Origin of the sequence: Methylorubrum sp. Q1, from assembly GCF_004683995.1 — a bacterium.
GTDB lineage: Bacteria > Pseudomonadota > Alphaproteobacteria > Rhizobiales > Beijerinckiaceae > Methylobacterium.
Genome location: NZ_SRHQ01000016.1, coordinates 79558 through 103857, shown reverse-complemented (window position 1 = coordinate 103857; position 24300 = coordinate 79558). Strand labels below are relative to the sequence as shown.

Here is a 24300-nt window from a genome sequence, read left to right as displayed (position 1 = left end):
AGAGGACGGCGAGCCTGTGTTTCATGGGGCCGCCTCAGGCAGCCCGCCGCAACACCAGATAGGGCAGTTTGGCGAAGTGCCGACCGAGGTCGAGCCCGTCGCCCTCCGCCGCAATCTCGCCGCCGCCGACCACGTCCACCCACCGGCTGCCGGCTGGCACGGGCAGGACGGTTCCGGCGAAGGCTTCGCTGGACCAACCCGATTCGGCCGTCATCCGTGCGACGAGCCTCGGCACGGCGACCAGCAGATCGTCCTCACCCGAGGTGACGGCCGAGCGGGTAAACGCGATGACGTGATCCGCACGTGCCCCTTCCGCGGGGAGCGGACGGTAATCCGCATCGGCGTAGAAGGCCGGGCGCGCCGCCCGATCGGCGAGCAACCGCGCCAACGTCGCCTGTTTCACGCGCCCGTCTGGCCAGGAACCGATCAGCGCGTCCGGCGTGCCGCCGGCCTCGAGCGCCCGGGCCCTTTCCGTGTAGTCGACAGGCCGACGGTTGTCGGGATCGACGAAGGAGAAGTCCCAGAACTCGGTGCCCTGGTACGTGTCCGGAATACCGGGAAGGGTGCATTTGAGCACGGTGCGTCCCAATCCTGCGATCATGCCGAGGAACGCGAGACGACGCACGAGCGGCCGGAGCCGATCGAGGCAATCCGAGCCGGGCACGATCAGGGCCGCGAAGAGCGCGTGGACGGCGCTCTCGTAACCTTCGTCCACGTTGACCCAGCTCGACCGGCGCTTGCTCTCGCGCAAAGCCTTCTCGGCATAGGCGTCGAGCCGTTTGCGGAAGTCTTCGATCGCGTGCGGGTCGTCACCGTCCAGAAGCTCGAGCGGCCACGCGCCGAGTATCGCCTGGAGGAACATCCACTGGTCGTTCGGGTCCGGTGCCGGCTCGCCTTCGACCTGCTTGATCAGCGGCTCGGAGGCACGGCGCCACGTGTCCCAGGCGCGGGCCCATTCCTCCGGAAGCTCGGAGAGAGCGAGTTGGCGCGTGCGGGCATCCTCGCCGCGCTTGGTGTCGTGGGTGGCCGTGGTGATCATCGCGTTCGGCCAGTCGCGGGCCCGCGCGGCCTGAAGCGCGTGGAAGTGCTCCGCGTCGAGGCCGTACTCGCCGGGATCGCCGCCGACCTCGTTGAGACCGAGCAGTTCGACAAAGCGATAGAACAACGTGTCTTCCAGGCTCTTGGCCATCACCGGGCCGGTGAGCTGCTGGAACCGGCGGCGGAAGCGCAGGACCACCTGCTGATCCGGGTGACCGGCAGAGCCGAGATCGGTCCGGCCGAGCAGGGCTTCGGCAGCAAAGTCGTGCACCGAACGATCCGGCAGGGCGCTCCAGCGCTTGGCCTTGCGCACGGCGCCCTCGATCAGCCGCACATCCTCGGCCTCGATCTCGGTCTCATCGAGATCGCCGGGCAGGTAGGAGCGATAGACGGGGAAGCGCGCCACGATCTCGATCAGCGCCCGACGGATCGCGTTGGTGGAGAAGTCGCGGGTGCGCCGGTCGGAATCGGCGATCTGCTTGAGGTCGCCGGTCATCACCTCGAGTTCCGAAGCGAAACTGATCTCCAGAATCTCCGCCTTGGCCGCCCGGAATTGGAAGCCGTAGGGCGTGTCCATATCGGTGGCCCACCGATAGAATTTTTCGATGCGCGGCTTCAGCGCTCGATCGACCAGGATGCCGTCGAGCTGATTCAGCACGTCGTAGCCGGTGGTGCCGGCGACCGGCCAGTCGCGCAGCTTCTCGCCGGGCTCCAGGATCTTCTCGACGACGATGTAGAATCCGGGACCGACGGCGGCCTGAAGCGCGCGGGCGTAACCCAGCGGATCGGCCAGCCCGTCGATGTGGTCGATGCGCAAGCCGTCGATCCGACCCTCGCCGATGAGGCGGAACAGCAGATCGTGCGAGCGGACGAACACGTCCGACAGCTCGACGCGCAGGCCGGCCAGCGAGTTCACGTCGAAGAAGCGGCGGTAATTGATGTCGCTCGACGCGATCCGCCAATGGGCGAGCCGGTAGGATTGCTGTTCGAGCAGCCGATGCAGCGGTCCGAAACTGTCGGGATAGTCCCGGTTGCCGTTCAGGAGATGCAGCGCCCGGTAGATCGAGGCGGCGATCTGCGGCGAGGCCCGCACGGTGCCCGCAAGCTGGCGCTTCAGTTCCTCGGCGGCCTCCGGCATGGCCCGGCGGCGCTCGAGATTGGTCTCCTCACCCATGGCCCGCAGGCGCTCGGTGATCGCGAGGACCTCCGCCGACATGTCGTCCCCGATCTCGCCGAGCGCCGCGAGCGCCCGGTTGAGGATCGTCGGGTATTGCAGCGGGCAGATCGGGAACTGATGCTCGTAGTGCCAGACGCTGAAGGCGCCGGACGCCTCGTCGAATTTCAGTTCCAGCGTGCCCTTCTCCAGAGCCTCACCGTAACGCTCGCCGAGGAAAGGGATGACGAGCTTGCCGTTGGCGCCGAGCCGCTCCCAATCGATGTCGAAGGCGTTGGCCGCGGGCGAGAGGCCACCCCATTCGAGCACCGAGAGCCACCAGGGATTGTCGGCGCCGCCCACACCCATGTGATTGGGCACGATGTCGAGGAGCAGCTTCAGGCCATGGGCGTGGAGCGCGTCGGTGAAGCTGCGGAAACCCTCCTCGCCGCCGATCTCCGGATTGATCTGGGAGTGATCGACGATGTCGTAGCCGTGGGTCGAGCCGGGCCGTGCCCGCTGCAGCGGCGAGGCATAGACATGGCTGATGCCGAGCTTCTGAAGATAAGGGACCGTCTTCTCCGCATCCGCGAAGGTGAAGCCTTCGTGGAACTGGAGGCGATAGGTCGCCCGCGGCGGCGCCGAAGCGAGGCGGGCAGCGCCCGAGCGCGGTCCCCGCTCCTCCGCCGACAGGGCGGCGGCGAGCTTGGCGAGCGGCCCACCGGGGGCAGCGATGGCTTCGAGGTTTCTGTCGAGCTTGCGCCGCCAGTTCGGATAGCCCTCGGTCGAGCCGGGCACGTTGGCCTGCGACAGCTCGCCGACGACGTCTTCGTACTGCACGGCGGTCAGGATTGACGGCGCGCGGGCGAGGTAGCGGGCGGCCGCCTCGAGCGGCGCATGTTCCGGCGGCTCGGAGCTCGGCAGGAGTTGCTGAGCTGCCAGCGCCTCCGACAGGCGCCAGCGCTCGGCGACGCGCTCGGTGCGTTCGGCCTCGGCCCGCTCGGCATCGTAGAGGCCCAGCGATTGCCGGGTATCGGTATCGACGCCGCGCCACCAGCCGACGAAGGTCGGCAGGTCGTGGGTGGTGATCGCGGTCAGCGCATCCTTCGGATAGGCCTCGGGCGCCTTGAAGGCGCCGCCCTGCTCCCGCTCGAAGGCGAGGATGCGGTAGCTGAGGATGCCGGACTGCATCAGCGCATCGGAGAAGCCCTCCGGCGCGGTGCCGAGATCCTCGGCGATGACGAGGCACTTGGCGCGGTGGCTCTCCAGCCGCAGCACGGCCAGCATCGGCTCGAACGGCATCGCGACATACGCACCCTCGCGGGCGGAACGTCCGAGCGGGATCAGGAACAGGCGCGCGAGCTGGAATGCGTGGTCGATGCGGATCGCGCCGGCATGGCGCATGTTCGCTTTCACCAGGGCCCGGAAGGCTTTCAGACCGTCGCGCTCCATCTCCAGCGGATCGAAGGCCGGCAGGCCCCAGTCCTGGCCCTTGGGGGCGAGTAGATCCGGCGGCGCGCCGATCGAGACGCCGTTGGCGAAGCGCTCAGGATGCGACCAGATCTCCGAGCCACCCCGGTCCGCGCCGACCGCCAGATCGCGATAGAGGCCGAGCCGCATGCCGGCAGCCAGCGCCATCTCGGAGGAGGCCTTGAGCTGGGTGTCGGCGAGGTATTGCAGGAAGACGTGATAGCTAATGCGGTCCGCGTGCGTCTCGGTAAAGGCCCGCACGGCGTCGGTACCGGCGCGGCGATACTCTTCCGGCCAATCGCCGAGCCAGTGCGCGCCCTTGGTCCGGAAAAGTTCGGAGAGCGCGTCGAAGGTGGCGTGCGATATGAGGTTCTCGCCGCCTTCCTCGCGAAACGCGGCGAAACCGGCATCCTTGCCGGCTCGAGCTTCGGAATCCTCCCAATAGGCTTCGAGGATGGGCGAGAGAACTTCCCAGACGCCGGCATGATCGACCAGGGAGATGTCGCGCAGCGTCTCGATGCGGGCGCGGTGGCGTTCCAAAATCTCAGCGGCGCGGCTCCCGGCGAAGCCCGGCAGAGCGCCCGGTTCGATGTAGAGGGTTTCAAGGAAGAGGCGCGAGGACGGCGAATAGGGGGAGATCTTCGCCCGGTCCGTGGGGAACAGGGCGTGGGCCGGGCTGAGCCCGAGGAACGAGGCACCGCGCAAAGCCGCATCGCGGGCGGCACGGCCGGCATCCGCATACGTGCCGATGCCGAGGTTGCTCGGCGAGCGCAGGCCGTAGAGCTGGGCGGCGAGGCCCCAATCGCGGGCGCCGTCCTCGGCATAGGCACGCGGGCGCCAGCAGCGCTGCGGTGCAGCGACGATCCAGGCCTGGGCCCGGCGTTCCCCAACCGTAACGGCGAGCCTGTGATAGCCCGGCGTCAACGGCGGCAGGTCGAACCCGGCGCCGTCTTCCGATGCGGTGAGGGTGGCACGTCCCTCACGGGAGCGGTCGTGCTCATCCACCAACCGCCACGCGACGGCGCCGGAGGTGACGCCCATCCGCACCGGCACGCGCACGCCGCGCCGTGCCTCGGCCGCCAGCAGGGGCGGGATCACGTTGGCGCGCACGGCCTCGACGGCGGCAAGGCTGCGGCGGATCGCTTCGTCATCCGCCGCCTTGAATCCGAGGGCTTCGAGCATGCCGCGGCGAACATCGAGCGGCGTATCGACCCGCTTCCCGAAAGCATCGGTGAAGCCGTCGGCAATGCCGACGAGGTCGGCCAGGCGTTCGAGATCACTCACGTCCGAGGCACTCACGTCAGAGAGATTCACTTGGTGCCACCGATCAGAAAGACGCCCGTCCATGACGGCAGTTGCATCTCCTGTCGGACAGCCCCGCTCGACCAGATCACCTGGCCGCCGTCGGCGCTCGCCGAGAATTCCGCGTCGCCGACATTCGCGATGAAGCGCAGCCAGCCGTCCGCGTAGCGCCAGGTACAATCCACGACGCCCGGCGCCGGGATCTCGGCGTCAGCCCCGAGGTAGCGGCTCTTGGTGAGGGGCACCACGCTCTGCCGACGGATCTGGAGGATGTTGCGCGTGTCGGCCCAGATGGCGCGATGCGGCTCAGTCTCGGCCTCGTCCCAATCGATCTTCGAATCCTCGAAGGTCCGCGCCTCCGTCGGATCGGGAATCACCGAGGTGTCGTCGGCGAAGGCAGCGAAGCTCTTGAACTCGCGGCGGCGGCCCTCACGCACTGCCTTGTTCAACTCCTCGTCGGGCGCGAAATCCACGAAGAACAGGAAGGGAGCGGAGGCCGACCATTCCTCGCCCATCCAAAGCATCGGGATCTGCGGCGCAAGCAGCAGCCCGGCGCGGGCAAGCGCCAGCTTCTTGGGGTCTGCGAGATGGTTCAAGCGTTCGCCGAGCGCCCGGTTGCCGACCTGATCATGGTTCTGGAGGAAGGTAACGAAAGCCGAGGGCGGCAGATGCGACGAAGGCTCGCCGCGCGGATGGTTGTCGAGGGTCGGGAAGGGCTCGCCCTGGTAGGCAAATCCCTCTGAAAGACAGCGGGCTAGGTGCTCCACCGGCTTGTCTGCGAAGCTCTCATAGTAGCCGGCATCCTCGCCGGTCAGAAGCACGTGCCAGCAATGGTGCAGGTCGTCCGCCCACTGTGCACTGTGAAGCACGGGCGACGCGTTGTCGTCGCGCTCCAACCAGCGGGCCTGATTGGCCTCGTTCTCCAGAATCAGATGGATGTGCCGCTCCGGGAAGGTCTCGCGGATCGTCTCGCCGAGCTCGGCCAGGAAGTGCTTCTCGGAGTCATCGAGGATCGCGTGCACCGCATCGAAGCGGATTCCGTCGAAGTGGTACTCCTTCAGCCAGTAGAGCGCGTTCTCGATAAAGTAGTCGCGCACGACCGGGCCCGACTCCTTGCCGTCGAAATTGATGCCGGCGCCCCACGGCGTCTGGTGACGCTCGGTGAAGAAGGTCTTGGCGTAGGCGTGCAGGTAGTTTCCGGCCGGGCCGAAGTGATTGTACACGCAATCGATCAGCACCATCAGGCCCTTGGCGTGGGCGGTGTCGATCAGGCGCTTGAGGTCGTCCGGGCGGCCATAGGCCGAGTCCGGGGCGTAGGGCAGCACGCCGTCATAGCCCCAGTTGCGCGTGCCCTTGAAGTCGGCGAGCGGCAGCAATTCGATCGCCGTGACGCCGAGATCGACCAGATCGTCGAGGCGCTTCTCCAGCCCGGCATAGGTTCCCTCGGGCGTCGCCGTGCCGACATGCACCTCGTAGACGATCGCCTCTTCCCAGGGCCGCCCCGTCCACTCTTGGTCGGACCACGCATAGGCGCTGGGGTCGATCACCTCGGAAGGCGCCGAAACGTCCTCGGGCTGGAAACGGGAGGCCGGGTCCGGCACCACGAGGTCGCCGTCGATGCGGAAGCCGTAGCGCGCGCCGGCCTTCACCCCCGGCAGTGTGGTCCGACGCCAGCCTTCGCCGACAGCGGGGATCGGGTGGTCCGTCCCATCCACGACGAGGGTCACATCCTTGGCGGTCGGTGCCCAGAGGGCGAACCGCACACCGTCCTCGGCAAACTCGCTGCCGAATCGCATCGTATGGGCACGCCGCATCAGGCCACCGGTCTCCACTGAGAAAGGAATCGATCGTCGTTCTGGCTGGCGGGCGTTTCCTGTGTCTCACAAGGCGCCCGGCCAGTGCTTGTTCCCCCTCGTCGCAGTTATGGCGGGTTCGAGCTGCGACAACCGTCAGGCGTGACAGATTTGCTGCACCGCACGCTCTTTGTATTCCAACGCGCAAAGGGCTCCCCGCCGGTAGGCGGGGAGCCCTTCACTGAAGCAGCGATCGGTTGAGAAGCGAAGAGATCAGGCTTCGATGGTCGGGCCACCGCCCTCGGAGCGGCGCTTGGCCATGAAGGCGTCGAACTGCTCGCGGTCCTTGGCCCGCTTCAGCTCCTCGACGAATTCGGCGAAGGCGCGGCTTTCTTCCTGAAGCGCACGGCGACGGGCTTCCAGGCGCTCCAACTCGGCCCGACGATACTCCTCGAACGCCCAGTTGCCGGATGTGGCGCTGGTGCCGGAATACCCCTTGGCCGCCTCGAAGGCGCGGGCGAAGCGCGACCGGCCATCGCCACCCGCGAAGCTGAAGCTGCCGCTGTTGGCGAACTCCTTCATCTGGCTGAAGGCGGGATAGCCCGCGATCTTCCAGGCGACGTAGGCGACGGCGACGGGCCACCAATAGATGAACGCGACAACGATCGCGCCGATTTCGAGGGACAGCTTGGGAAATGGGCCGCTACGGTGAGACGCGCCGCAGGACCAGGGAGAGGTGGAGGACGTGTTCACGGCTGAGGACTCCGGGGTGTGAATGTGAACAACATTCACATGCGGACCCGCCTCGACCGTTTCAAGGGTGCCGCCTCCAAACAGCACGGCCATCGATCGAGGGCGACCCAACCAGGTCTTGCCGGCCTCGGTCGTCGGCCGGTCTCCGCGGCTTCAGGCTTTCGCGCCGCGAAGCCGCTCAAGCGGCTTCGAGCAATCGCCCGCCCTAAGCTTTGTCCTTCGCCCGCCCACCGGCCCCATGGACCAGGGCGAGAACGCCCGCGCGCAGCAATTCGTACTTGTCCGGCCCGGGCTTCGGCAATTGGCCCGCAGCCGACAGCGTGGCGATTCCGTGCGAAAGCGCCCAGACCTCAAGTGCGAGGAAGCGCGGGTCGACGCCGTCGAAACCGGCGGGGAAGGTCGTGCGTAGGGCTTCGACCAGAAGGTCGAACGGATTCGGCCGCTCCGGGGCGGGCGCCGGGGCTGCCTGACCGCGCACTTCGAAGATCGCCGCATAGTAGCCCGGCTCCTCCTCGGCGAAGGCGAGATAGGCTTCGCCCATGCGGGTGAAACGCTCCAGTGGCGTGCCCCGGCCTGCCAGCGCCCGCGCCAGCCGGTCGGCGAGGTCGGCAAAGCCGCGGCCCGCCACCTCCTCCAACAGGGCTTCGCGCCCGCGGAAATGGCGGTAGAGCGCCGCGGGCGTCACCCCGACCAAGCGGGCGGCATCGACCAGCGTGAAGCCACCGATGCCCCGCTCGGCGATGAAGCGGCGCGCGGCCTCGATCAACGCCTCTTTGAGGTTGCCGTGATGGTAGCTGCGCCGGTCGCCCGGTCCCTCGCGCCAGGGTCGCACCCGTTCACCCTCCTTCGTGCAAACCGAATGCGTGCGGTGGCAACCGATGAAACACCTCATCGGTCCCGCAGCGCGACCGCCCTGCGTCGGCGTCGGTGCCGCCCCGGCCTTTTCTCCCGAGACGGTACACGAGTCGATCATCTTTTCCGCCGATCCGACTTGACGGCATCGCGGTGTTGCAATGTTATAAAGTAACTTACTTGGCCCTGCCCTGGCGCTTGAACCATGTCGGCGACCACCCCTCGCCTCCCCGTCACCGTGCTGTCGGGTTTCCTCGGTGCCGGCAAGACGACTTTGCTCAATCACCTGCTCAACAATCGCGAGGGTCGGCACGTCGCGGTGATCGTCAACGACATGAGCGAGGTGAACATCGATGCCGATCTCGTCCGCGACGGTGGGGCGGATCTATCGCGCACGGACGAGCAGCTCGTGGAGATGACCAACGGCTGCATCTGCTGTACCTTGCGCGACGACTTGCCGGCCGAGGTTCGCCGTCTCGCCGCCGAGGGCCGCCTCAACTACCTGCTGATCGAGGGCACGGGCATCGCCGAGCCCTTACCGGTAGCGAGCACCTTCTCCGTCCGCGACGAGGCCGGCGAAGCGCTCAGCGACGTGGCGCGGCTCGACACGATGGTGACCGTGGTCGATGCGGTGAACCTCCTGAAGGATTACGGCTCGAACGACTTCTCTGCGCCAGCGCGGCGAGACCGCGGGCGCCGACGACACTCGCACCCTGGTCGATCTGCTGGTGGAGCAGATCGAGTTTGCCGACGTCGTCGTGATCAACAAGGCGCGCAACGTCTCGCCGGATCACCTCGACCTCGTGCGCTCGGTAGTGCGGGGGCTCAACGCGGATGCGCGCATCGTCGAGGCTTCGCGCGGCCAAGTGCCACCGGACGCCATACTCGATACCGGCGTCCACTTCGTCGGAAAACGCTCAAAGCGGAGAAGCGCACGGGATGGGCTTCATCAGCCTGAAGGATTGGCGTGCCCGCTCGGCTGGGCTGGTGCTGGCGGCCTCGCGCGCGAAGGCTCTGCTTCACCCGGCATTCGGCTTGAGCGAGGCGGACGCCCTGTCGGTCAACGAGATCGCCTGCCCCGATCCCGGCTGCCCGGACGTCGAGACGGTGGTTCTGGTGATGCGGGCCGGCGAGCCGACGCGGGCCTTGCGCTATCGTGGCCGGCTCGAGGACCTGGACGAGGCCGCCGCCCGCGCCCTGGCCTCCGAGGAAGGCAGGCTTCGCGCGCTGTGAAGCCGGCTTTCATCATTCCGTCTTGGTCGGCGTGGGAGTAGGCCAGGGGCCAAAACCGATTCCACCCTGGCCCGAGTGCGGACATGAGTATCAAGCTACGACCGCTGGAGCGCGAAGACCTGCTCTTCGTGCATCAGCTCAACAACAATGACAGCATCATGCGCTACTGGTTCGAGGAGGCTTACGAGTCCTTTGCCGAGCTGGCGCAGCTCTACGAGCGCAACATCCACAATCAGACCGAGCGACGCTTCATCATCGCGACGGAGCGTAGCGAGCCAGCGGGAATGGTCGAGCTGGTGGAGATTAACCACCTGCACCGCCGCTGCGAGTTCCAGATCGCGATCCACCCCGACCACCAGGGAAAGGGCTACGCCAAGCGCGCGACCCGCATCGCCATCGACTACGCGTTCAAGGTGCTCAACATCCACAAGCTCTACCTGCATGTGGACAAGGACAACAAACGCGCGGCCGGCATCTATGAGAGCTGCGGCTTCCGCCCCGAGGGCATTCTCAGGGACGAGTTCTTCGTCAACGGCCGCTACCGCGACGCGGTGCGCATGTGCCTGTTCCAGCCCCACTATCTGGCCGAGCGTGGCGCTGGCGACGTCGCCGAGCCGGTGCTCAAGACCTGATGGCCCCAAAATGAAAACGGGCCCCGAAAGGCCCGCTCCATCCGTCGCGAAGATGCGTGATGCTTACCGGTACGGGTTGCCGTAGCGCGCCACGTAGGAGGTCGGGTCGATCGCGTCGATGGCCGAGAGGTCGACGTTGCGGATCGCCGTGGAACGGGCGCCGATGAAAGGTCCGTTGGTGATCGGATCGGGCAGCACGCCACGACCGTAACGGTCCGTCGGACCGTAGGGCGGCAGAAGTGCGTTCGAGGCAGCGATGAAGGCCGGGTTGGTCGCCGGGTTCGACACCGAGCCGCTTCCGGGCTCGACCACGTTGCCGGCATCGAGCCAGGAGCGCGGGCGGATACGGATCGGCAGCGGCTGGCTCACACGAACGTAGCCGGGGTTACCGTAGGGGCCCTGGGCCTCAGCACTGGTTCCGAAGCCGATCGCGGTGAGGGTCATGGCGCCCAACAGGGCGAGCTTGGAAAAGCGCATGGCGTACCTTGTCGTGTGAGAGCCTACGGTACGGGCCGTTCGTTAAGAATCCCGCTTGTTGAAGAGTAGACGTTCTGGCGTGGCCGTTGTTCCCCGGAATATGGCCGCGCTTCATTATTTCCGCCGCGTTTTTGCCGTATTGTTTCTCGTCGGGGCCTCGGCGACGGCGATCGAGCCGGTGCTATTGCCCGGCACCGCGGCGGCCTCTTCGATCCGGCAGGCGCTCGCACCGGTGAGGGCATCGGCGCCGAGCGCCGCCGTCACACGGCCGGCCAGCGTGATCCGGTCGATGGCGCAGGCGACGGAGCGGGGGTCCGGCGCCTGGCCGAGGATGCCGCACAGCCAGCCGTCGATCGCCACCGCCTTCAGGTCGAGGCTGCGAAAGCCCGTACAACTGCGTTTGCCTGCCGCCGACAGCGTGGCCTCGACGGTCTCGAAGCTGCCGAGAGTGGTCGCGACGATGCCGCGCTCTCCGGTGCGGATGACGGAGAGGCCGCGCCCGTCCGCCGCCCGGCGTACCAGCGTCACGAACAGGCTGGCGCCGGGCTCGGCTCGCCCGCCCGCATCGGTGGCCGTGAAGAGGAGGTAGGGCGCCTCGATCATGTCGAACGCGCCCTGGCTCACGCTGTCCTCACGCTGTCCGTTGCCGGAGTTCCACCGCGTCGGTCCGGGTTGGGGCGGCAGCTCGGCCGCGTCGTCCCGCAACGTCAGCAGCGGTTCCGTCGCAGCGATCGCCCGGCGTGCGCCCTCGGCGGCCCGCGGAGGCTCGCTCCAAGATTGTGGCGGCTCAGGTGCCACGGCCCGATCGCGGGCGACCAGGGAGAGCCCGGCGATCAGGGCCGCGCTGGCTGCGAGCTTGGCCGCCAGCCGCAGGCGGCCGAGGGGACGGGGACGGGACAGGTCCTGGAAGTCGTCGGATCTCTCGAAGGCGTCGTCCGGATGGGGGAGCATGCGCAGGCCTCGATCGGGTCCGCGGGGCCGCAAAGGCCCTCGCCGTTGCCCGATCTCTGCCCCGACGCACGCCACCAGCGGGTTGAGGAAACACGGCCTGTCCTCGGATTCCTCGTCCGATGGTGAATGCAGGGTTGCCGCTCGCATCATCCTGTCACGTCTGTCCCGGCGCGGCCGGAACGCACCACTTGACACTTGACAGGGGAGCACGCCGGGCATCTTGCTCCGGGTGCTTTGAGAGCCCACCTCGACGAACCGGGGCCGGTTCTTCAGCCTATGGAATCTTCCCGAACCTAGGCCCGAGCGGTGCGTCCGCCGGCTACGGGAAGAGGCGGTCCGGTGACATCCGGCCCGCGCAGCGGAGTTTGGTGAGATGGGTTACAAGGTCGCCGTCGTCGGAGCCACGGGCAATGTGGGCCGCGAGATTCTCGACATCCTGGCCGAGCGCGCCTTCCCGGCCGACGAGGTCGTGGCGCTGGCCTCCAGCCGGAGCCTGGGCCAGGAAGTCTCTTTCGGCGACAAGATTCTCAAGGTCAAAACGCTCGACACCTACGACTTCTCCGACACCGACATCTGCCTGATGTCGGCCGGCGGCGAGACGTCGAAGGAGTGGAGCCCGCGCATCGGCAGCCAAGGCTGCGTGGTGATCGATAACTCGTCGGCCTTTCGCTACGACGCCGACGTGCCGCTGATCGTGCCGGAGGTGAATGCCGACGCGGTCGTGGGCTTCTCCAAGCGCAACATCATCGCCAACCCGAACTGCTCGACCGCGCAGCTCGTCGTCGCGCTCAAGCCGCTCCACGAGGCGGCCACCATCAAGCGCGTCGTGGTCTCGACCTATCAGTCCGTTTCCGGGGCGGGGAAGGAGGCCATGGACGAGCTGTTCAGCCAGACCCGCGCCGTCTTCACCGCCGGCGAGGTGGTGACGAAGAAGTTCACCAAGCGGATCGCCTTCAACGTCATCCCCCACATCGATGTGTTCATGGAGGATGGCTACACGAAGGAAGAGTGGAAGATGGTCGCCGAGACCAAGAAGATGCTCGATCCCAAGATCAAGCTCACGGCGACCGCGGTGCGGGTGCCGGTCTTCATCGGCCATGCCGAGTCGGTGAACGTCGAGTTCGAGCGCCCGATCTCGCCGGACCAGGCGACCGAGATCCTGCGTGCGGCGCCGGGCGTGCTCGTGATCGATAAGCGCGAGAACGGCGGCTACATGACCCCGCACGAGGCGGCGGGCGAGGATGCCACCTACATCTCCCGCATCCGTGAGGACGCCACGATCGAGAACGGCCTGAACTTCTGGTGCGTCTCGGACAACCTGCGCAAGGGCGCGGCGCTCAACGCCGTGCAGATCGCCGAGGTGCTGGTGAACCGCAAGCTGCTGAACAAGGCCAAGCAGGCCGCCTAGCCTTTCACGGCCCTAACCATTTCGAAACGCCGTCCCTGACCGGGGCGGCGTTGTCGTTTGGGCGATCATCCGAAGCAGGAGCACGATCCACGACGTCGAGCGCGTCGTTTTATAACATATGATATAAACAATCGGATATTAAAGGCGGCCCATACCCGCTTCCGACTTCTGCCAAATGGCCAACCGTCCGACAAAGCGCCCGATGCGTCTCTCATTGTGGGAGGTCGTTCTCTTCGTCCTGCTGCTCGCTTGGATCGCGGCGGTTCTGGCCACCGAGCACGGACCGATGAAGCTGACGCCGCCCCTGGTCCCCTACGGCACCACCGATCAGCCGTCCGGCGCCGCCGCTTCGAGCGCGGCGATGTCGCCGCCGCCGATCAGGGGCAGGTGAGCCGTGATCCGCTCGATCGGCCAATCCCACCACGCCACTGCCTGCAGTCGTGCGGAGTCCTCTTCCGAGAAGCGGCGGCGGACAACCTTCGCGGGGTTGCCGGCTACGATCGCGTAGGGCGGGACGTCCGCCGCCACGACAGAATGCGCCGCGACCACCGCCCCGTCGCCGATTGTGACGCCCGGCATCACGGTGCTGCGATACCCGAACCAGACATCGTTGCCGATGCGCGTGTCGCCGCGATTCGGGAAGTTCAGCTCGCCCTCGAAGCGGCCGATCCAGTCGCCGCCGAAGATCGGGAAGGGGTAGGTCGAAAGCCCGTCGAGGCGGTGGTTGCCGCCATTCATCAGGAAGCGCGTCTGCGCGGCGATGGCGCAGAACTTCCCGATCACGAGCCGGTCGCCGATGAAGGGAAAGTGGTAGAGGATCGCGTCGAGAAAGGCCTGCGGCCCGGCCGGATCGTCGTAGTAGCTGTAGGCGCCGACCACGACATTGTCCGGCAGGTCGAGGTTGCGGATGAAAGTGACGCGCCTGTGCCCGGGCATCGGATGCAGCGCGTCTGGATCCGGTCCGATCATGGTCGCCGGCATGCTCCCCTCACCTCTCGCCTACGGACGAGGTGGTGTTTGCAGCCGGAGATGGCCGGATCGCGGCACGGGAGGGCGGGGAACCCGCCTCGAAGCGCTTGAATTCGCCACGCAGCGGGGTTAAGTCACGGCTCAACATTTCTGGTGCAGTCGATAGGCTGCTTGCGGGAGTGGGCCCCCCGGGGTCCGCTCTTTTTTATTTTCGCGAGCACCTCCAGCGCTGGATTTGCCAAGCTTAACCCCCGATCGAGACCTTCGGAAAACCACAGCATGGCGGAGCCCACCGAGAAACGTCTTGTCAGCGAGACCGGCGTCGCCGCGCGCGTCGCCCAGATCGTCGAGGGACCGATCGAGGGCCTCGGCTTCCGGCTGGTCCGGGTGAAGATCTCGAACACGAACGGTCGCACCGTGCAGATCATGGCCGAGCGGCCCGACGGCACGATGGGCGTCGACGAGTGCGAGGCGGTGAGCCGCGCGATTTCGCCGATCCTCGACCTGGAGGATCCGGTCGGCGACGCCTACTATCTCGAAGTCTCATCGCCTGGCATCGACCGGCCCCTGGTGCGGGTTTCCGATTTCGAGCGCTGGGCCGGTTACGAGGCAAAGGTCGAGCTTGCCGTGCCGATGGACGGGCGCAAGCGCTTCCGCGGCATCATCGGGGTTCCGAGCGCGGACGGCACCACGGTGCCGATCGACCTGCCCGACGTGAAGCCGGGCCTTCCGAGCCGCATCGATGTGCCGCTGCGCGATCTCGGCGAGGCGCATCTCATTCTCACGGACGAGCTGATTCGCGAATCGCTCCGCCGTGGCTCCGCCCCGCCGCAGGACGGCGAGGAGGTCGACGAGGAAGAGGGCGCGGAAGCCGAGCACGAGGCGCCGCAGGTCCGCTTCATCCCGCAACCGAAGCGGCCTAAGCCCAAGCTGGACAAGAAGGCCGACAAGCCGGTGAAGGCGAAGAAGCCCAAGCCCGGCGGCGGTATCGTCACGAAGGCCGCCCGCCTCAAGAACCGCGACACGCTTCACTGATCCGACGGCATCGCTTCGGGCGCCCGGTTCCGGCACCGTCGCGATGCAAAAAGACCTTGAAAAGTTAGCCCGCTCTCGCAGCGGAAGACACGACCGAAGGAAGGACCAGACCCCATGGCTGTCGTCAGCGCCAATCGGCTCGAACTCCTGCAGATCGCCGAGGCGGTCGCCCGTGAGAAGGTGATCGACCGCCAGATCGTCATCGAGGCGATGGAAGAGGCGATCGCGAAGGCGGCCCGCTCCCGCTACGGCGCCGAGACCGACGTCCACGCCGAGATCGACACGAAAAGCGGAGCACTGCGCCTGTCCCGCCACCTCCTCGTGGTCGATCAGGTCGAGAACGATGCCCGCGAGATCACCCTCGATCAGGCCCGCCGCTACAACCCCGGCGCCCTCATCGGCGACGTGATCTCCGATACCCTGCCGCCGTTCGATTTCGGCCGCGTCGCGGCGCAATCGGCCAAGCAGGTCATCGTCCAGAAGGTGCGCGACGCCGAGCGCGCTCGCCAGTACGACGAGTACAAGGACCGGATCGGCGAGATCCTCAACGGCGTGGTCAAGCGCGTCGAGTACGGCAACGTCATCGTCGATCTCGGCCGCGGCGAGGGTATCGTCCGCCGCGACGAGATGATCCCGCGCGAGACCTTCCGCCCCGGCGACCGCATCCGCGCCTACCTGTTCGACGTGCGCTCCGAGGTGCGCGGGCCGCAGATCTTCCTGTCGCGCTCGCACCCGCAATTCATGGCCAAGCTGTTCGGCCAGGAAGTGCCGGAGATCTACGACGGCATCGTCGAGGTCAAAGCGGTCGCCCGCGATCCCGGCTCGCGCGCCAAGATCGCCGTCATCTCCCGCGATTCCTCGATCGACCCGGTCGGCGCCTGCGTCGGTATGCGCGGCTCCCGCGTCCAGGCGGTGGTCGGCGAGCTTCAGGGCGAAAAGATCGACATCATTCCGTGGTCGGAAGATCAGGCGACCTTCATCGTCAACGCGCTGCAGCCGGCCGAAGTCGTGAAGGTGGTGCTCGATGAGGAGGCCGACCGCATCGAGGTGGTGGTGCCCGACGACCAGCTCTCGCTGGCCATCGGTCGCCGTGGCCAGAACGTGCGGCTGGCCTCGCAGCTCACCGGCTGGGACATCGACATCCTGACCGAGGCCGAGGAATCGGAGCGGCGCCAGAAGGAATTCGCGGAGCGCACTCAGGCGTTCATGGAGGCGCTCGACGTCGACGAGACGGTCGGCCAGTTGCTGGCGGCCGAAGGCTTCCGCAACGTCGAGGAAATCGCCTTCGTCGATGTGGCGGAACTCTCGAACATCCAGGGCCTCGACGAGGAGACCGGTGCCGAGATCCAGGCCCGCGCCCAGGATTACCTCGCCCGCATCGAGCAGGAGCAGGACGACCGCCGCCGCGAGCTCGGCGTCGAGGACGAGTTGCGTGAGATCGACGGCATCACCACCGCGATGATGGTGGCGCTGGGCGAGAACGAGGTGAAGACCGTCGAGGATCTGGCCGGCTGCGCGACCGACGATCTCGTCGGCTATACCGAAGGCCGTGGCCCCGAGGCCGTGCGCCATGCGGGCTATCTCGACGGATTCGAGCTGTCGCGGGCCGAGGCCGAGGCGCTGATCATGGCTGCCCGTCTGAAGGCCGGCTGGATCGACGCGCTGCCGGAGCCGGAGGGTGAGGCCGCCGATGGTGACGCCCACGACGGCGAGGTGACCGAGGTCGCGACGGCCGAACCGCAGCAGGCCTGAGCCAGAGGTACGGAGAGACGGTGCAGGATATGATCGCTCAGGAGGGCACGGACGGCGAATCGGCCGAGACCGGCCCGGATCTCGACCGTGGCCCGAGCCGCGGCCGTGAGCCTGTGCGCACCTGCATCGTCACCCGTAAGGCGCAATCGCCCTCGGCGATGATCCGCTTCGTGCTGGGGCCCGACGCCACAGTGGTGCCGGACCTGCGCGCACGCCTGCCGGGTCGCGGCGCATGGGTGACCGCCACGCGCACGACGATCGAAGCCGCGGTCAAGCGCCGTGCCTTTAACCGTGCCTTCAAGTCCAATGAGGCGAAAGTCCCGCCCGATCTCGCCGATCAGGTCGCCGAGGGGCTGCGCACCGATCTGCGTCAGGCCTTGGCCATGGCCAACAAGGCCGGTTGCGTCGTGACCGGCTTCGGCAAGGTCGAGTCGGCGATTCTGGGTGCCGTCGGCGTCGCGGCGGTGATCCATGCCAGCGATGCCGCTCCGGACGGTCGGCGCAAGCTCGCGGCTGCCTTGCGGCGGCGCTACGGTGATGCCATATCGGTTATTCCTGTTGTCGATGACCTGTCCAACGCCGAATTGGACATGGCATTGGGCCGGGATCATGTGATACACGCTGCCCTTATCGCGGGAGCCGGCACTACCGGCTATCTCGCGCGTTGGCGTCGGTTCCGCACCTTCGAGGGTATGGCGTCGGCGTCTGAAGAGGACGCCCCGCTTGCTGCTGGCGCGACCGCCTTCGATTCGCACGACGACGAATTGACATGACACTCGGCCGGGCATGCCCGCCGCCGGCCGATGGGACGATGGAAACCCTCAGGGTTCAGACTGAATGAGCGATACGAACAATCCGGGTGACAAGACGCAGACCAGAGCCCCCTCGAAGCCGTTGACGGTCAAGCGTCCGGTCGAGCAGGGGACGGTCCGTCAGAGCTTCTCCCACGGGCGGTCGAAGTCCGTCGTGGTCGAGACGGTGAAGCGGCGCACGATCGGCGCCGCGCCCGGAGCGGTCGCGCCCCGTGAGCCTGCCGCACCGCCGCCGCGTCCTGCCTCCGTGGCGCCCGCGCCGACTCCGGCCGCGCGTCCGTCGGGTCGCAGTGCGTCCGGCGTCGTGCTGCGCACCCTGAGCGAGCAGGAGCGGGATGCCCGCGCCGCCGCCCTGGCCGATGCACAGCGCCGCGAGGCCGAGGCCCGCGCCCGTGCCGAAGCCGAGGTGAAGGCCCGCCGCGACCGCGAGGAAGCCGAGCGCCGTGAGCGTGAGGCGGCCGAGGCACGCCGCCGCGAAGAGGATGAGCGGCGCCGCCAGGACGATGAACTTCGCCGCAAGGCCGCCGAGGATTCGCGCCGCCGCGCCGAGGAAGAGGCCGCGCGCGTCGCCGCCCTGCCCGCCGCCGAGGCCCCGCCCGCTGCTGCCCCCGCGGCGCCGGAGCCTGTTGCTGCCTCGGCCCCGGCCGCGGCCCCGGTGGCTCGTCCGACCACCGCCCCCGCTCGTCCTGCTGCCGCTCCGTCGGCGGCGCGGCCGGGTGGTGCGACGCAGCGTCCGGCCGCGTCCGGTGCCCGTCCCGGCGTCCGTCCGACGCCGTCGGCTGCCCGTCCGGCTGCGCCGCAGCCGCCGGCCGAGCCGCGCCGCACCATCACGGCGGATATCAAGAAGCCGCGCGACCTGAACTTCATGGCGCGTCCGGCCCCGGCGCCGGAGCCCGAGAAGGCGCCGAGCCCGACGACCGCCGCCCGCCCCGCGGGTGCGGGCGCCGCTGCGCGTCCCGCCGGACGTCCCGGCGCGGCTGCGGCCGAGGAGGAGTCGGATACCAAGCGGGTGATTCGTCGCCCCGGCATGCCGCTCAAGATCATTACGCCGCCCAAGACGCCGAAGTCGCCGGGCGGTGACCGTAACCGTGGCCGCCTTACCATCGCCAACGCAACTGCGGGCGAGGAAGAGCGCACCCGTTCCGTGGCCTCCTTCCGCCGCCGCCAGCAGCGGATGAGCGGCCACCGGCACGAGGAGCCCAAGGAGAAAATCGTCCGCGACGTGACAATCCCAGAGACGATCACCATCCAAGAACTCGCCAACCGCATGTCCGAACGTGCGGTGGACGTCATCCGTCTGCTGATGAAGCAGGGCCAGATCCACAAGATCACCGATGTGATCGACTCGGACACGGCTCAGCTCATTGCCGAGGAGATGGGCCACACGGTCCGCCGCGTCGCCGAGTCGGATGTCGAGGAGGGTCTGACCTCCGACGAGCCGGATCTGGAGGAGGATCTTGATCCGCGTCCGCCGGTCGTGACGATCATGGGTCACGTCGATCACGGCAAGACTTCGCTGCTCGACGCGATCCGCGCGGCCAACGTGGTCGAGGGTGAGGCCGGTGGCATCACCCAGCATATCGGTGCCTATCAGGTCGCGGCGCCCTCGGGCGATCTCGTGACCTTCATCGACACCCCCGGCCACGCGGCCTTCACCTCCATGCGCGCCCGCGGCGCCAAGGTGACGGACATCGTCGTGATCGTGGTGGCGGCCGATGACGGCGTGATGCCCCAGACCGTCGAGGCGATTCAGCACGCCAAGGCGGCGGGCGTCCCGATGATCATCGCCATCAACAAGATCGACAAGCCCGATGCGAACCCGCAGCGGGTGCGCACCGAGCTGCTGCAGCACGACATCCAGGTGGAGTCGATGGGCGGTGAGACCCTCGAGTTCGAGGTCTCCGCCAAGACCGGCGAGGGCCTGCCCGAGCTTCTCGAGGGCCTTCAGCTCCAGGCCGAAATCCTGAACCTGCGCGCCAACGAGAAGCGCGACGGCGAAGGCACCGTGATCGAGGCTCAGCTCGATCGTGGTCGCGGCCCTGTCGCCACCGTGCTCGTCCAGCGCGGCACGCTGTTCACCGGTGACATCGTCGTCGCCGGCGCCGAATGGGGCCGCATCCGCGCCCTCATCGACGATACCGGCAAGCACGTGCCCTATGCCGGCCCCTCGGTCCCGGTCGAGGTGCTCGGCTTCAACGGTACGCCGGACGCCGGCGACCGCGTGGTCGTGGTGCCGAACGAGGCCCGCGCCCGCGAGGTCACCGAGTACCGTGCCCGCATCAAGCGCGAGCGCTTGAATGCCCGCACCGGCGGCGCCAACCGCTCGCTCGTCGACATGATGCGCGAGGCCAAGGAAGGCGCCAACCGCAAGGAACTGCCGATCATCATCAAGGGTGACGTGCAGGGTTCGGTCGAGGCCATCAACGGCGCGCTCACGGCGCTCGGCAATGACGAGGTCGGTGTTCGCATCCTGCTTTCGGGCGTGGGCGGCATCACCGAGTCGGACATCACGCTCGCCAACGCCTCGAAGGCCGTGGTGATCGGCTTCAACGTGCGCGCCCACAAGGAAGCACGCAACGCGGCCGAGCGCGACGGCACCGAGATCCGCTACTACAGCATCATCTACGACCTCGTGGACGACATCAAAGCCACGCTGTCGGGCATGCTGCCGCCGACGCTCCGCGAGGAGCGTCTCGGCGAGGCGCAGATCCTGCAGATCTTCGACGTGTCGAAGGTCGGCAAGATCGCCGGTTGCCGGGTCATGGAGGGTGTGGTCCAGCGCGGCGCCCATGTCCGCCTGCTGCGCAACGATGTGGTGATCCACGAGGGCAAGCTGTCCCAGCTCAAGCGCCTCAAGGACGACGCCAAGGAAGTCACGGCCGGCTACGAGTGCGGTATGTCCTTCCAGAACTACCAGGACATGCGCGTGGGCGATTTCATCGAGTGCTTCAACGTCGAGGAAATCAAGCGCACGCTCTGAGCGGCCCTCCCCTACCGCTCTTCCTTACGGGGCCGCGGCGAAAGCTGCGGCCCCCTTTGTTTCCAGGCACCCGCCTGATGGTTCAGCGACGTCGATCAGCCGATGGCCCAAAAGCAGACTCCCTCCGGTCCCACGCAGCGTCAGCAGCGCGTGGCCGAACTCATCCGCCACGCTCTGGCCGAAGTGCTGCAGCGTGGTGACATTCAGGATCCGGTGCTCGGCTCGCATGTCGTCACCGTTCCCGAGGTTCGGATGTCGCCGGACCTCAAATTGGCCACCGCCTACGTCATGCCGCTCGGTGGTCAGGACGAGGCCCCGGTGATCGCCGCGCTCGAGCGTCACAAGAAGATCCTCCGCCAGGAAGTCGCCCGGCGGGTGAATCTGAAATTCGCGCCCGATTTGCGCTTCCGGCGCGATGAAACCTTCGACGAGGCGGCCCGGATCGACCAGCTCCTGCGGAGCGAGAAGGTCCAGCGGGATCTGGAAAGTGCACCTCGCGAGGACGACGAGGGCGAACCGGATTCGCCCTCGCGCGATTGATCTCCATCCGGGCGGCTGCCGTTGCTCCGCCCCAACGCCCAGCGGGCCGCGTGATGGCCCCTTGATGGGCTGAGCCGCTCAAGAGCCTCGTCCTGGATAGCGGATCCAGGACGATTCTCTCCGCTTTTGTTTTTGCATCGTCTTCATCCGAGAGCCGGTGGCCACCTTTCGGGACGATGCTGTAGAAAACCCGTCGATCGAGGACAGGATGCAAGACGACATTTCTTCCGAACGCGCCGGCGAAGCGCCGCAGGAGCCGCGGGGCGACGTGCGCCGGGACGGACCGCCTCGGGGCGGACGCCGCCCTCAGCGCGGCCGTCCGCGCCATGACCGGCCGAAGAAGAACGACGTGAGCGGCTGGGTGGTGCTCGACAAGGGTGTCGGCATCACCTCGACCCAGGCTGTGGCGGTGGTGAAGCGCCTGTTCAACGCCAAGAAGGCGGGCCATGCTGGCACGCTCGATCCGCTGGCGTCGGGCATCCTGCCGATCGCGCTCGGCGAGGCAACGAAGACCGTGCCGTTCGTCATGGACGGCCGGAAGGCCTACCGCTTCGAGGTGACCTGGGGTGTCGAGACCGACACCGACGACGCCGAAGGTCGCCCGGTCGAGACCTCCGACGTCCGTCCGACCCGCGAGGCGCTCGAGGCGGCTCTGCCCGCCTTCGTCGGCGAGATCGAACAGGTGCCGCCGCGCTACTCCGCGATCAAGATTCAGGGCGAGCGCGCCTACGACCTTGCCCGTGACGGCGAGGTGGTGGAACTGGTGGCCCGCTCCGTGCGCATCGACCACCTCTCGGTGATCGAGCACCACGGCGACCGCACCTTGATCGCTGCGGAATGCGGCAAGGGCACCTATGTTCGTGCGCTGGCCCGCGATCTCGGTCGGGTGCTTGGCTGCTACGGTCACGTCTCGGCCCTGCGGCGCACCCGCGTCGGCCCCTTCGAAGAGGCGGCCGCCTGTAGCATCGCCACCCTCGAAGAGAGCACCGAGATGCACCTCCACGCGGTCGAAACGGCTTTGGACGAGGTTCCCGCGGTCGCTGTCAGCCGCGACATGGGGCTTCGCCTGATGCGGGGTCAGCCGGTGATTCTGCGCGGGCAGGACGCGCCGATCGGCGGCAAGGCCTACGCGACCTGCGGCGGCGTGCTCGTCGCCGTCGGCGATGTCGAGCGCGGCGAGTTGGTGCCGCATCGCGTGTTTCACCTCGGCGGAACGGCGGCGCCGAGAAACTGAAGGATCGTTCCTCTCGTACGTTCCGTCGAGCGATTTACATCAAAAGAAAATGCTTACGGGCTATTCTTCGGATTCAATCGAGAATAGCCGGCTCTATTTAACCTTGGAGCAAACACACTCTCCATAAAAGCCCGTCGACTCTATGGATCGGCGGGCTTTTCCATGCGCGTAACTCTGGGCTTCAAACTGGCGATGGTCGTCGGGCTCCTCGGCCTCGTCGGAGCGGGCATCTCGGCCTTCGCGCTGCGGCAGGCGTCGCAGGAACAGGCCCGCGCCGCCCTCACCGAATCGTTCTGGAATGCCGGGCTCCAGGCCCGAGGTCTGGCCCAAGCCATCGAGCACGCCGTGGTCCAGGCCACCGCCGTCTACACCGCCTCCGACACCGAGGGGGCCAAGGAGCGGCTCTCCGCGCTTCAGACGGCGCTCGGTGACGTGGAGGCAGCGCGCGGGCCGTTCCTGTCCGCTATGGAAGGGCATCTGCCGCCGGAGGAGCGGCGCCGGCTCGACCTCGCGGTGAAGGAGTTCGTCGCCTATCAGACCGAGACGGCCGAACTTGGTCTCGCGGTGTCGCCGCGCGCCGCCCTGATCCAGGCGAGCGACGAGGCGACGGTGAAGAACCGCGAACGCATGGTGGCGGCGATCTCGGCGCTGGGCCGCGACGTGCTCGCGCGCCTCGACGGACAGCGGGACGCGGCGGCGCAAGCGCAGCGCAAGGCCTTCATCACGCTCATCGCCGCGCCGGCCGCAGCGCTCATCCTGGCGTTGCTCGCCGCCGTCTGGATCATCCGAACGCAGATCCAGCGCCCGCTGCACCGGCTGAAAGCGACCATGCAGGCGCTCGCCGACGATCGGCTTGACGAGACGGTGCCGTTCATCGCGCGCCGCGACGAAGTCGGCGAGATGGCCGGCACCATCGCCCGGTTTCAGGCGGCACTGATCGAGAAGCGCCGGCTCGACGGTGAGGCTCGCGAGCGACTGTCGCAGGATGGAGCCCGTGGCGCACGCCTCGCCGCGGCGACGCAGGACTTCGAGAACGAGACCCGGCGGGCGGTGGCCGGTCTCACCGGCTCGGCGCACGCGATGCGCGCCGCCGCGGATCGCCTCCGCGAGACCGCGGGCGATACGACCCTTCGCGCGGCGGAGGTTGCGGCGGCCTCGGATCAGTCGGCGGGCGTGGTGGACAGCATCGCGGGCGCCGCCGAAGAACTTTCGGGTTCGGCCCGGAGCATCGGCGAGCGCGTCCGCCACGCGAGCCGCATCGCCGAGACAGCGCTCACCGATACCCGCGGGCTGGAGACGACGGTGGCATCCTTGTCGCGCGCGGCGGACGAAGTCGGCGCGGTGGTCACGCTGATTCGCACGGTCGCCGAACAGACCAATCTTCTGGCCCTGAACGCCACGATCGAAGCCGCCCGTGCGGGCGAGGCCGGTCGCGGCTTCGCGGTGGTGGCCGGCGAGGTGAAGGCCCTGGCCGGTCAGACCGCCACGGCGACCGACCGCATCGCCGCCCAGATCGCAGCGATCCAGCAGGCGGCGGGCGGCACGAGCGGCGCCATCGGGGAGATCGGGCAAACGATCGCGCAGCTCAGCCTCATCGCCGCCGAGGTCGCGACGGCAGCCGAGCAGCAGGGGCAAGCCAGCCACGACATCGCGCGTGCCATTGCCGGGGCCGCAGCGGATGCCCGGACGGTGTCGCTGAGCATCGCGGAAGTTCGGGCTGCGGCCGCATCCAACGAGGAGCGGTCCGACGAAGTCCGCTCCGGTGCCGAGCGGGTCGGTGATGGCAGCGCGACGCTGCACGTCGCAATCGGGACGTTCCTGGAACGGGTGCATGCCGCCTGAGGCGTCCACTCCGTTGAGACCCCGCAGGATACGCGATCACGGGATGGGCCGCGGCCCCATCGATCACAGAACAC

The 24300-nt window shown here is 67.7% G+C and carries 17 protein-coding genes and 1 pseudogene; 11 read left to right on the top strand and 7 right to left on the bottom strand.

What is annotated here, in order from left to right:
• Positions 1-34 precede the first annotated feature (34 nt).
• The 4 genes from E4V01_RS16310 to E4V01_RS16295 form a co-directional block, all read right to left on the bottom strand.
• On the bottom strand, positions 35-4975 hold the full coding sequence (locus E4V01_RS16310) for a malto-oligosyltrehalose synthase (protein ID WP_135299065.1): 4941 nt from the start codon (positions 4973-4975) through the stop codon (positions 35-37).
• The gene (gene treZ, locus E4V01_RS16305) at positions 4972-6777 is read right to left on the bottom strand and encodes a malto-oligosyltrehalose trehalohydrolase (protein WP_135299064.1); all 1806 of its coding nucleotides are present in this window, start codon (positions 6775-6777) and stop codon (positions 4972-4974) included. Before treZ ends, E4V01_RS16310 begins: the two co-directional genes overlap by 4 nt.
• A gap of 252 nt (positions 6778-7029) precedes the next feature.
• Positions 7030-7509: a DUF2852 domain-containing protein gene (locus E4V01_RS16300; RefSeq protein ID WP_135299090.1), complete on the bottom strand. Its 480-nt coding sequence runs from the start codon at positions 7507-7509 to the stop codon at positions 7030-7032.
• A 205-nt stretch (positions 7510-7714) separates the two neighbouring features.
• Positions 7715-8341 carry a TetR/AcrR family transcriptional regulator gene (locus tag E4V01_RS16295; protein WP_135299063.1) on the bottom strand — a complete coding sequence of 209 codons (627 nt, stop codon included), beginning with the start codon at positions 8339-8341 and terminating at the stop codon, positions 7715-7717.
• Positions 8342-8566: 225 nt separating this feature from the next.
• On the opposite strand from E4V01_RS16295, the pseudogene E4V01_RS16290 reads away from it, so the two are divergent.
• From E4V01_RS16290 to speG, 3 genes and pseudogenes are all read left to right on the top strand, one after another.
• Positions 8567-9260, top strand: a pseudogene (locus E4V01_RS16290) (GTP-binding protein); the annotation flags it as partial.
• A gap of 40 nt (positions 9261-9300) precedes the next feature.
• A complete protein-coding gene (locus tag E4V01_RS16285; RefSeq protein ID WP_135299089.1) occupies positions 9301-9594 on the top strand; it encodes a hypothetical protein in 294 nt (97 codons plus the stop codon).
• An 83-nt stretch (positions 9595-9677) separates the two neighbouring features.
• A complete protein-coding gene (gene speG / locus E4V01_RS16280) occupies positions 9678-10226 on the top strand; it encodes a spermidine N1-acetyltransferase (protein ID WP_060770138.1) in 549 nt (182 codons plus the stop codon).
• 63 nt (positions 10227-10289) lie between these two features.
• On the opposite strand, the gene E4V01_RS16275 is transcribed toward speG, so the two are convergent.
• Together E4V01_RS16275 and E4V01_RS16270 are read right to left on the bottom strand one after the other, a co-directional pair.
• Entirely contained in the window at positions 10290-10703 is a 414-nt protein-coding gene (locus tag E4V01_RS16275) for a hypothetical protein (RefSeq protein WP_060770137.1), read from the bottom strand.
• Between the two features lie 114 nt (positions 10704-10817).
• Positions 10818-11654, bottom strand: coding sequence for a hypothetical protein (locus E4V01_RS16270; RefSeq protein WP_135299062.1), 837 nt, complete (start codon positions 11652-11654; stop codon positions 10818-10820).
• A gap of 373 nt (positions 11655-12027) precedes the next feature.
• Here E4V01_RS16270 and E4V01_RS16265 point away from each other — a divergent pair, with 373 nt between their 5' ends.
• On the top strand, positions 12028-13062 hold the full coding sequence (locus tag E4V01_RS16265) for an aspartate-semialdehyde dehydrogenase (protein WP_135299061.1): 1035 nt from the start codon (positions 12028-12030) through the stop codon (positions 13060-13062).
• A 327-nt stretch (positions 13063-13389) separates the two neighbouring features.
• Here E4V01_RS16265 and E4V01_RS16255 read toward each other — a convergent pair whose 3' ends face one another.
• Positions 13390-14043, bottom strand: a complete 654-nt coding sequence (locus E4V01_RS16255; RefSeq protein ID WP_135299059.1) for a CatB-related O-acetyltransferase — start codon at positions 14041-14043, stop codon at positions 13390-13392.
• Positions 14044-14310: 267 nt separating this feature from the next.
• Between E4V01_RS16255 and rimP the strand changes: the two genes are divergently transcribed.
• The 7 genes from rimP to E4V01_RS16220 all read left to right on the top strand — a co-directional run bounded on the left by rimP (position 14311) and on the right by E4V01_RS16220 (position 24226).
• Complete coding sequence (gene rimP / locus E4V01_RS16250) at positions 14311-15066, top strand: ribosome maturation factor RimP (protein WP_060770133.1); 756 nt, start codon at positions 14311-14313, stop codon at positions 15064-15066.
• Positions 15067-15180: 114 nt separating this feature from the next.
• Positions 15181-16818, top strand: coding sequence for a transcription termination factor NusA (nusA, locus tag E4V01_RS16245; protein WP_135299058.1), 1638 nt, complete (start codon positions 15181-15183; stop codon positions 16816-16818).
• Positions 16819-16847: 29 nt separating this feature from the next.
• Positions 16848-17591: an RNA-binding protein gene (locus E4V01_RS16240; protein ID WP_060770131.1), complete on the top strand. Its 744-nt coding sequence runs from the start codon at positions 16848-16850 to the stop codon at positions 17589-17591.
• A 64-nt stretch (positions 17592-17655) separates the two neighbouring features.
• Positions 17656-20610 (top strand): translation initiation factor IF-2, encoded by a 2955-nt coding sequence (gene infB / locus E4V01_RS16235; protein ID WP_135299057.1) that lies wholly within the window; start codon positions 17656-17658, stop codon positions 20608-20610.
• A gap of 102 nt (positions 20611-20712) precedes the next feature.
• Positions 20713-21150 (top strand): 30S ribosome-binding factor RbfA, encoded by a 438-nt coding sequence (rbfA, locus tag E4V01_RS16230; RefSeq protein WP_060770129.1) that lies wholly within the window; start codon positions 20713-20715, stop codon positions 21148-21150.
• A gap of 208 nt (positions 21151-21358) precedes the next feature.
• Positions 21359-22384 (top strand): tRNA pseudouridine(55) synthase TruB, encoded by a 1026-nt coding sequence (gene truB / locus E4V01_RS16225; protein WP_135299056.1) that lies wholly within the window; start codon positions 21359-21361, stop codon positions 22382-22384.
• Positions 22385-22546: 162 nt separating this feature from the next.
• The gene (locus E4V01_RS16220; RefSeq protein WP_135299055.1) at positions 22547-24226 is read left to right on the top strand and encodes a methyl-accepting chemotaxis protein; all 1680 of its coding nucleotides are present in this window, start codon (positions 22547-22549) and stop codon (positions 24224-24226) included.
• Positions 24227-24300: the final 74 nt, after the last annotated feature.

Excerpts from the sequence above, each read along its gene's own strand:
- infB (WP_135299057.1), top strand. The coding sequence starts at position 17,656 with ATGAGCGATACGAACAATCCGGGTGACAAGACGCAGACCAGAGCCCCC.
- E4V01_RS16285 (WP_135299089.1), top strand. The coding sequence starts at position 9,301 with ATGGGCTTCATCAGCCTGAAGGATTGGCGTGCCCGCTCGGCTGGGCTG.
- E4V01_RS16220 (WP_135299055.1), top strand. The coding sequence starts at position 22,547 with ATGCGCGTAACTCTGGGCTTCAAACTGGCGATGGTCGTCGGGCTCCTC.
- rbfA (WP_060770129.1), top strand. The coding sequence starts at position 20,713 with ATGGCCCAAAAGCAGACTCCCTCCGGTCCCACGCAGCGTCAGCAGCGC.
- E4V01_RS16240 (WP_060770131.1), top strand. The coding sequence starts at position 16,848 with ATGATCGCTCAGGAGGGCACGGACGGCGAATCGGCCGAGACCGGCCCG.
- treZ (WP_135299064.1), bottom strand. The coding sequence starts at position 6,777 with ATGCGGCGTGCCCATACGATGCGATTCGGCAGCGAGTTTGCCGAGGAC.
- E4V01_RS16275 (WP_060770137.1), bottom strand. The coding sequence starts at position 10,703 with ATGCGCTTTTCCAAGCTCGCCCTGTTGGGCGCCATGACCCTCACCGCG.
- E4V01_RS16255 (WP_135299059.1), bottom strand. The coding sequence starts at position 14,043 with ATGCCGGCGACCATGATCGGACCGGATCCAGACGCGCTGCATCCGATG.
- nusA (WP_135299058.1), top strand. The coding sequence starts at position 15,181 with ATGGCTGTCGTCAGCGCCAATCGGCTCGAACTCCTGCAGATCGCCGAG.
- E4V01_RS16265 (WP_135299061.1), top strand. The coding sequence starts at position 12,028 with ATGGGTTACAAGGTCGCCGTCGTCGGAGCCACGGGCAATGTGGGCCGC.
- speG (WP_060770138.1), top strand. The coding sequence starts at position 9,678 with ATGAGTATCAAGCTACGACCGCTGGAGCGCGAAGACCTGCTCTTCGTG.
- E4V01_RS16270 (WP_135299062.1), bottom strand. The coding sequence starts at position 11,654 with ATGCTCCCCCATCCGGACGACGCCTTCGAGAGATCCGACGACTTCCAG.
- truB (WP_135299056.1), top strand. The coding sequence starts at position 21,359 with ATGCAAGACGACATTTCTTCCGAACGCGCCGGCGAAGCGCCGCAGGAG.
- rimP (WP_060770133.1), top strand. The coding sequence starts at position 14,311 with ATGGCGGAGCCCACCGAGAAACGTCTTGTCAGCGAGACCGGCGTCGCC.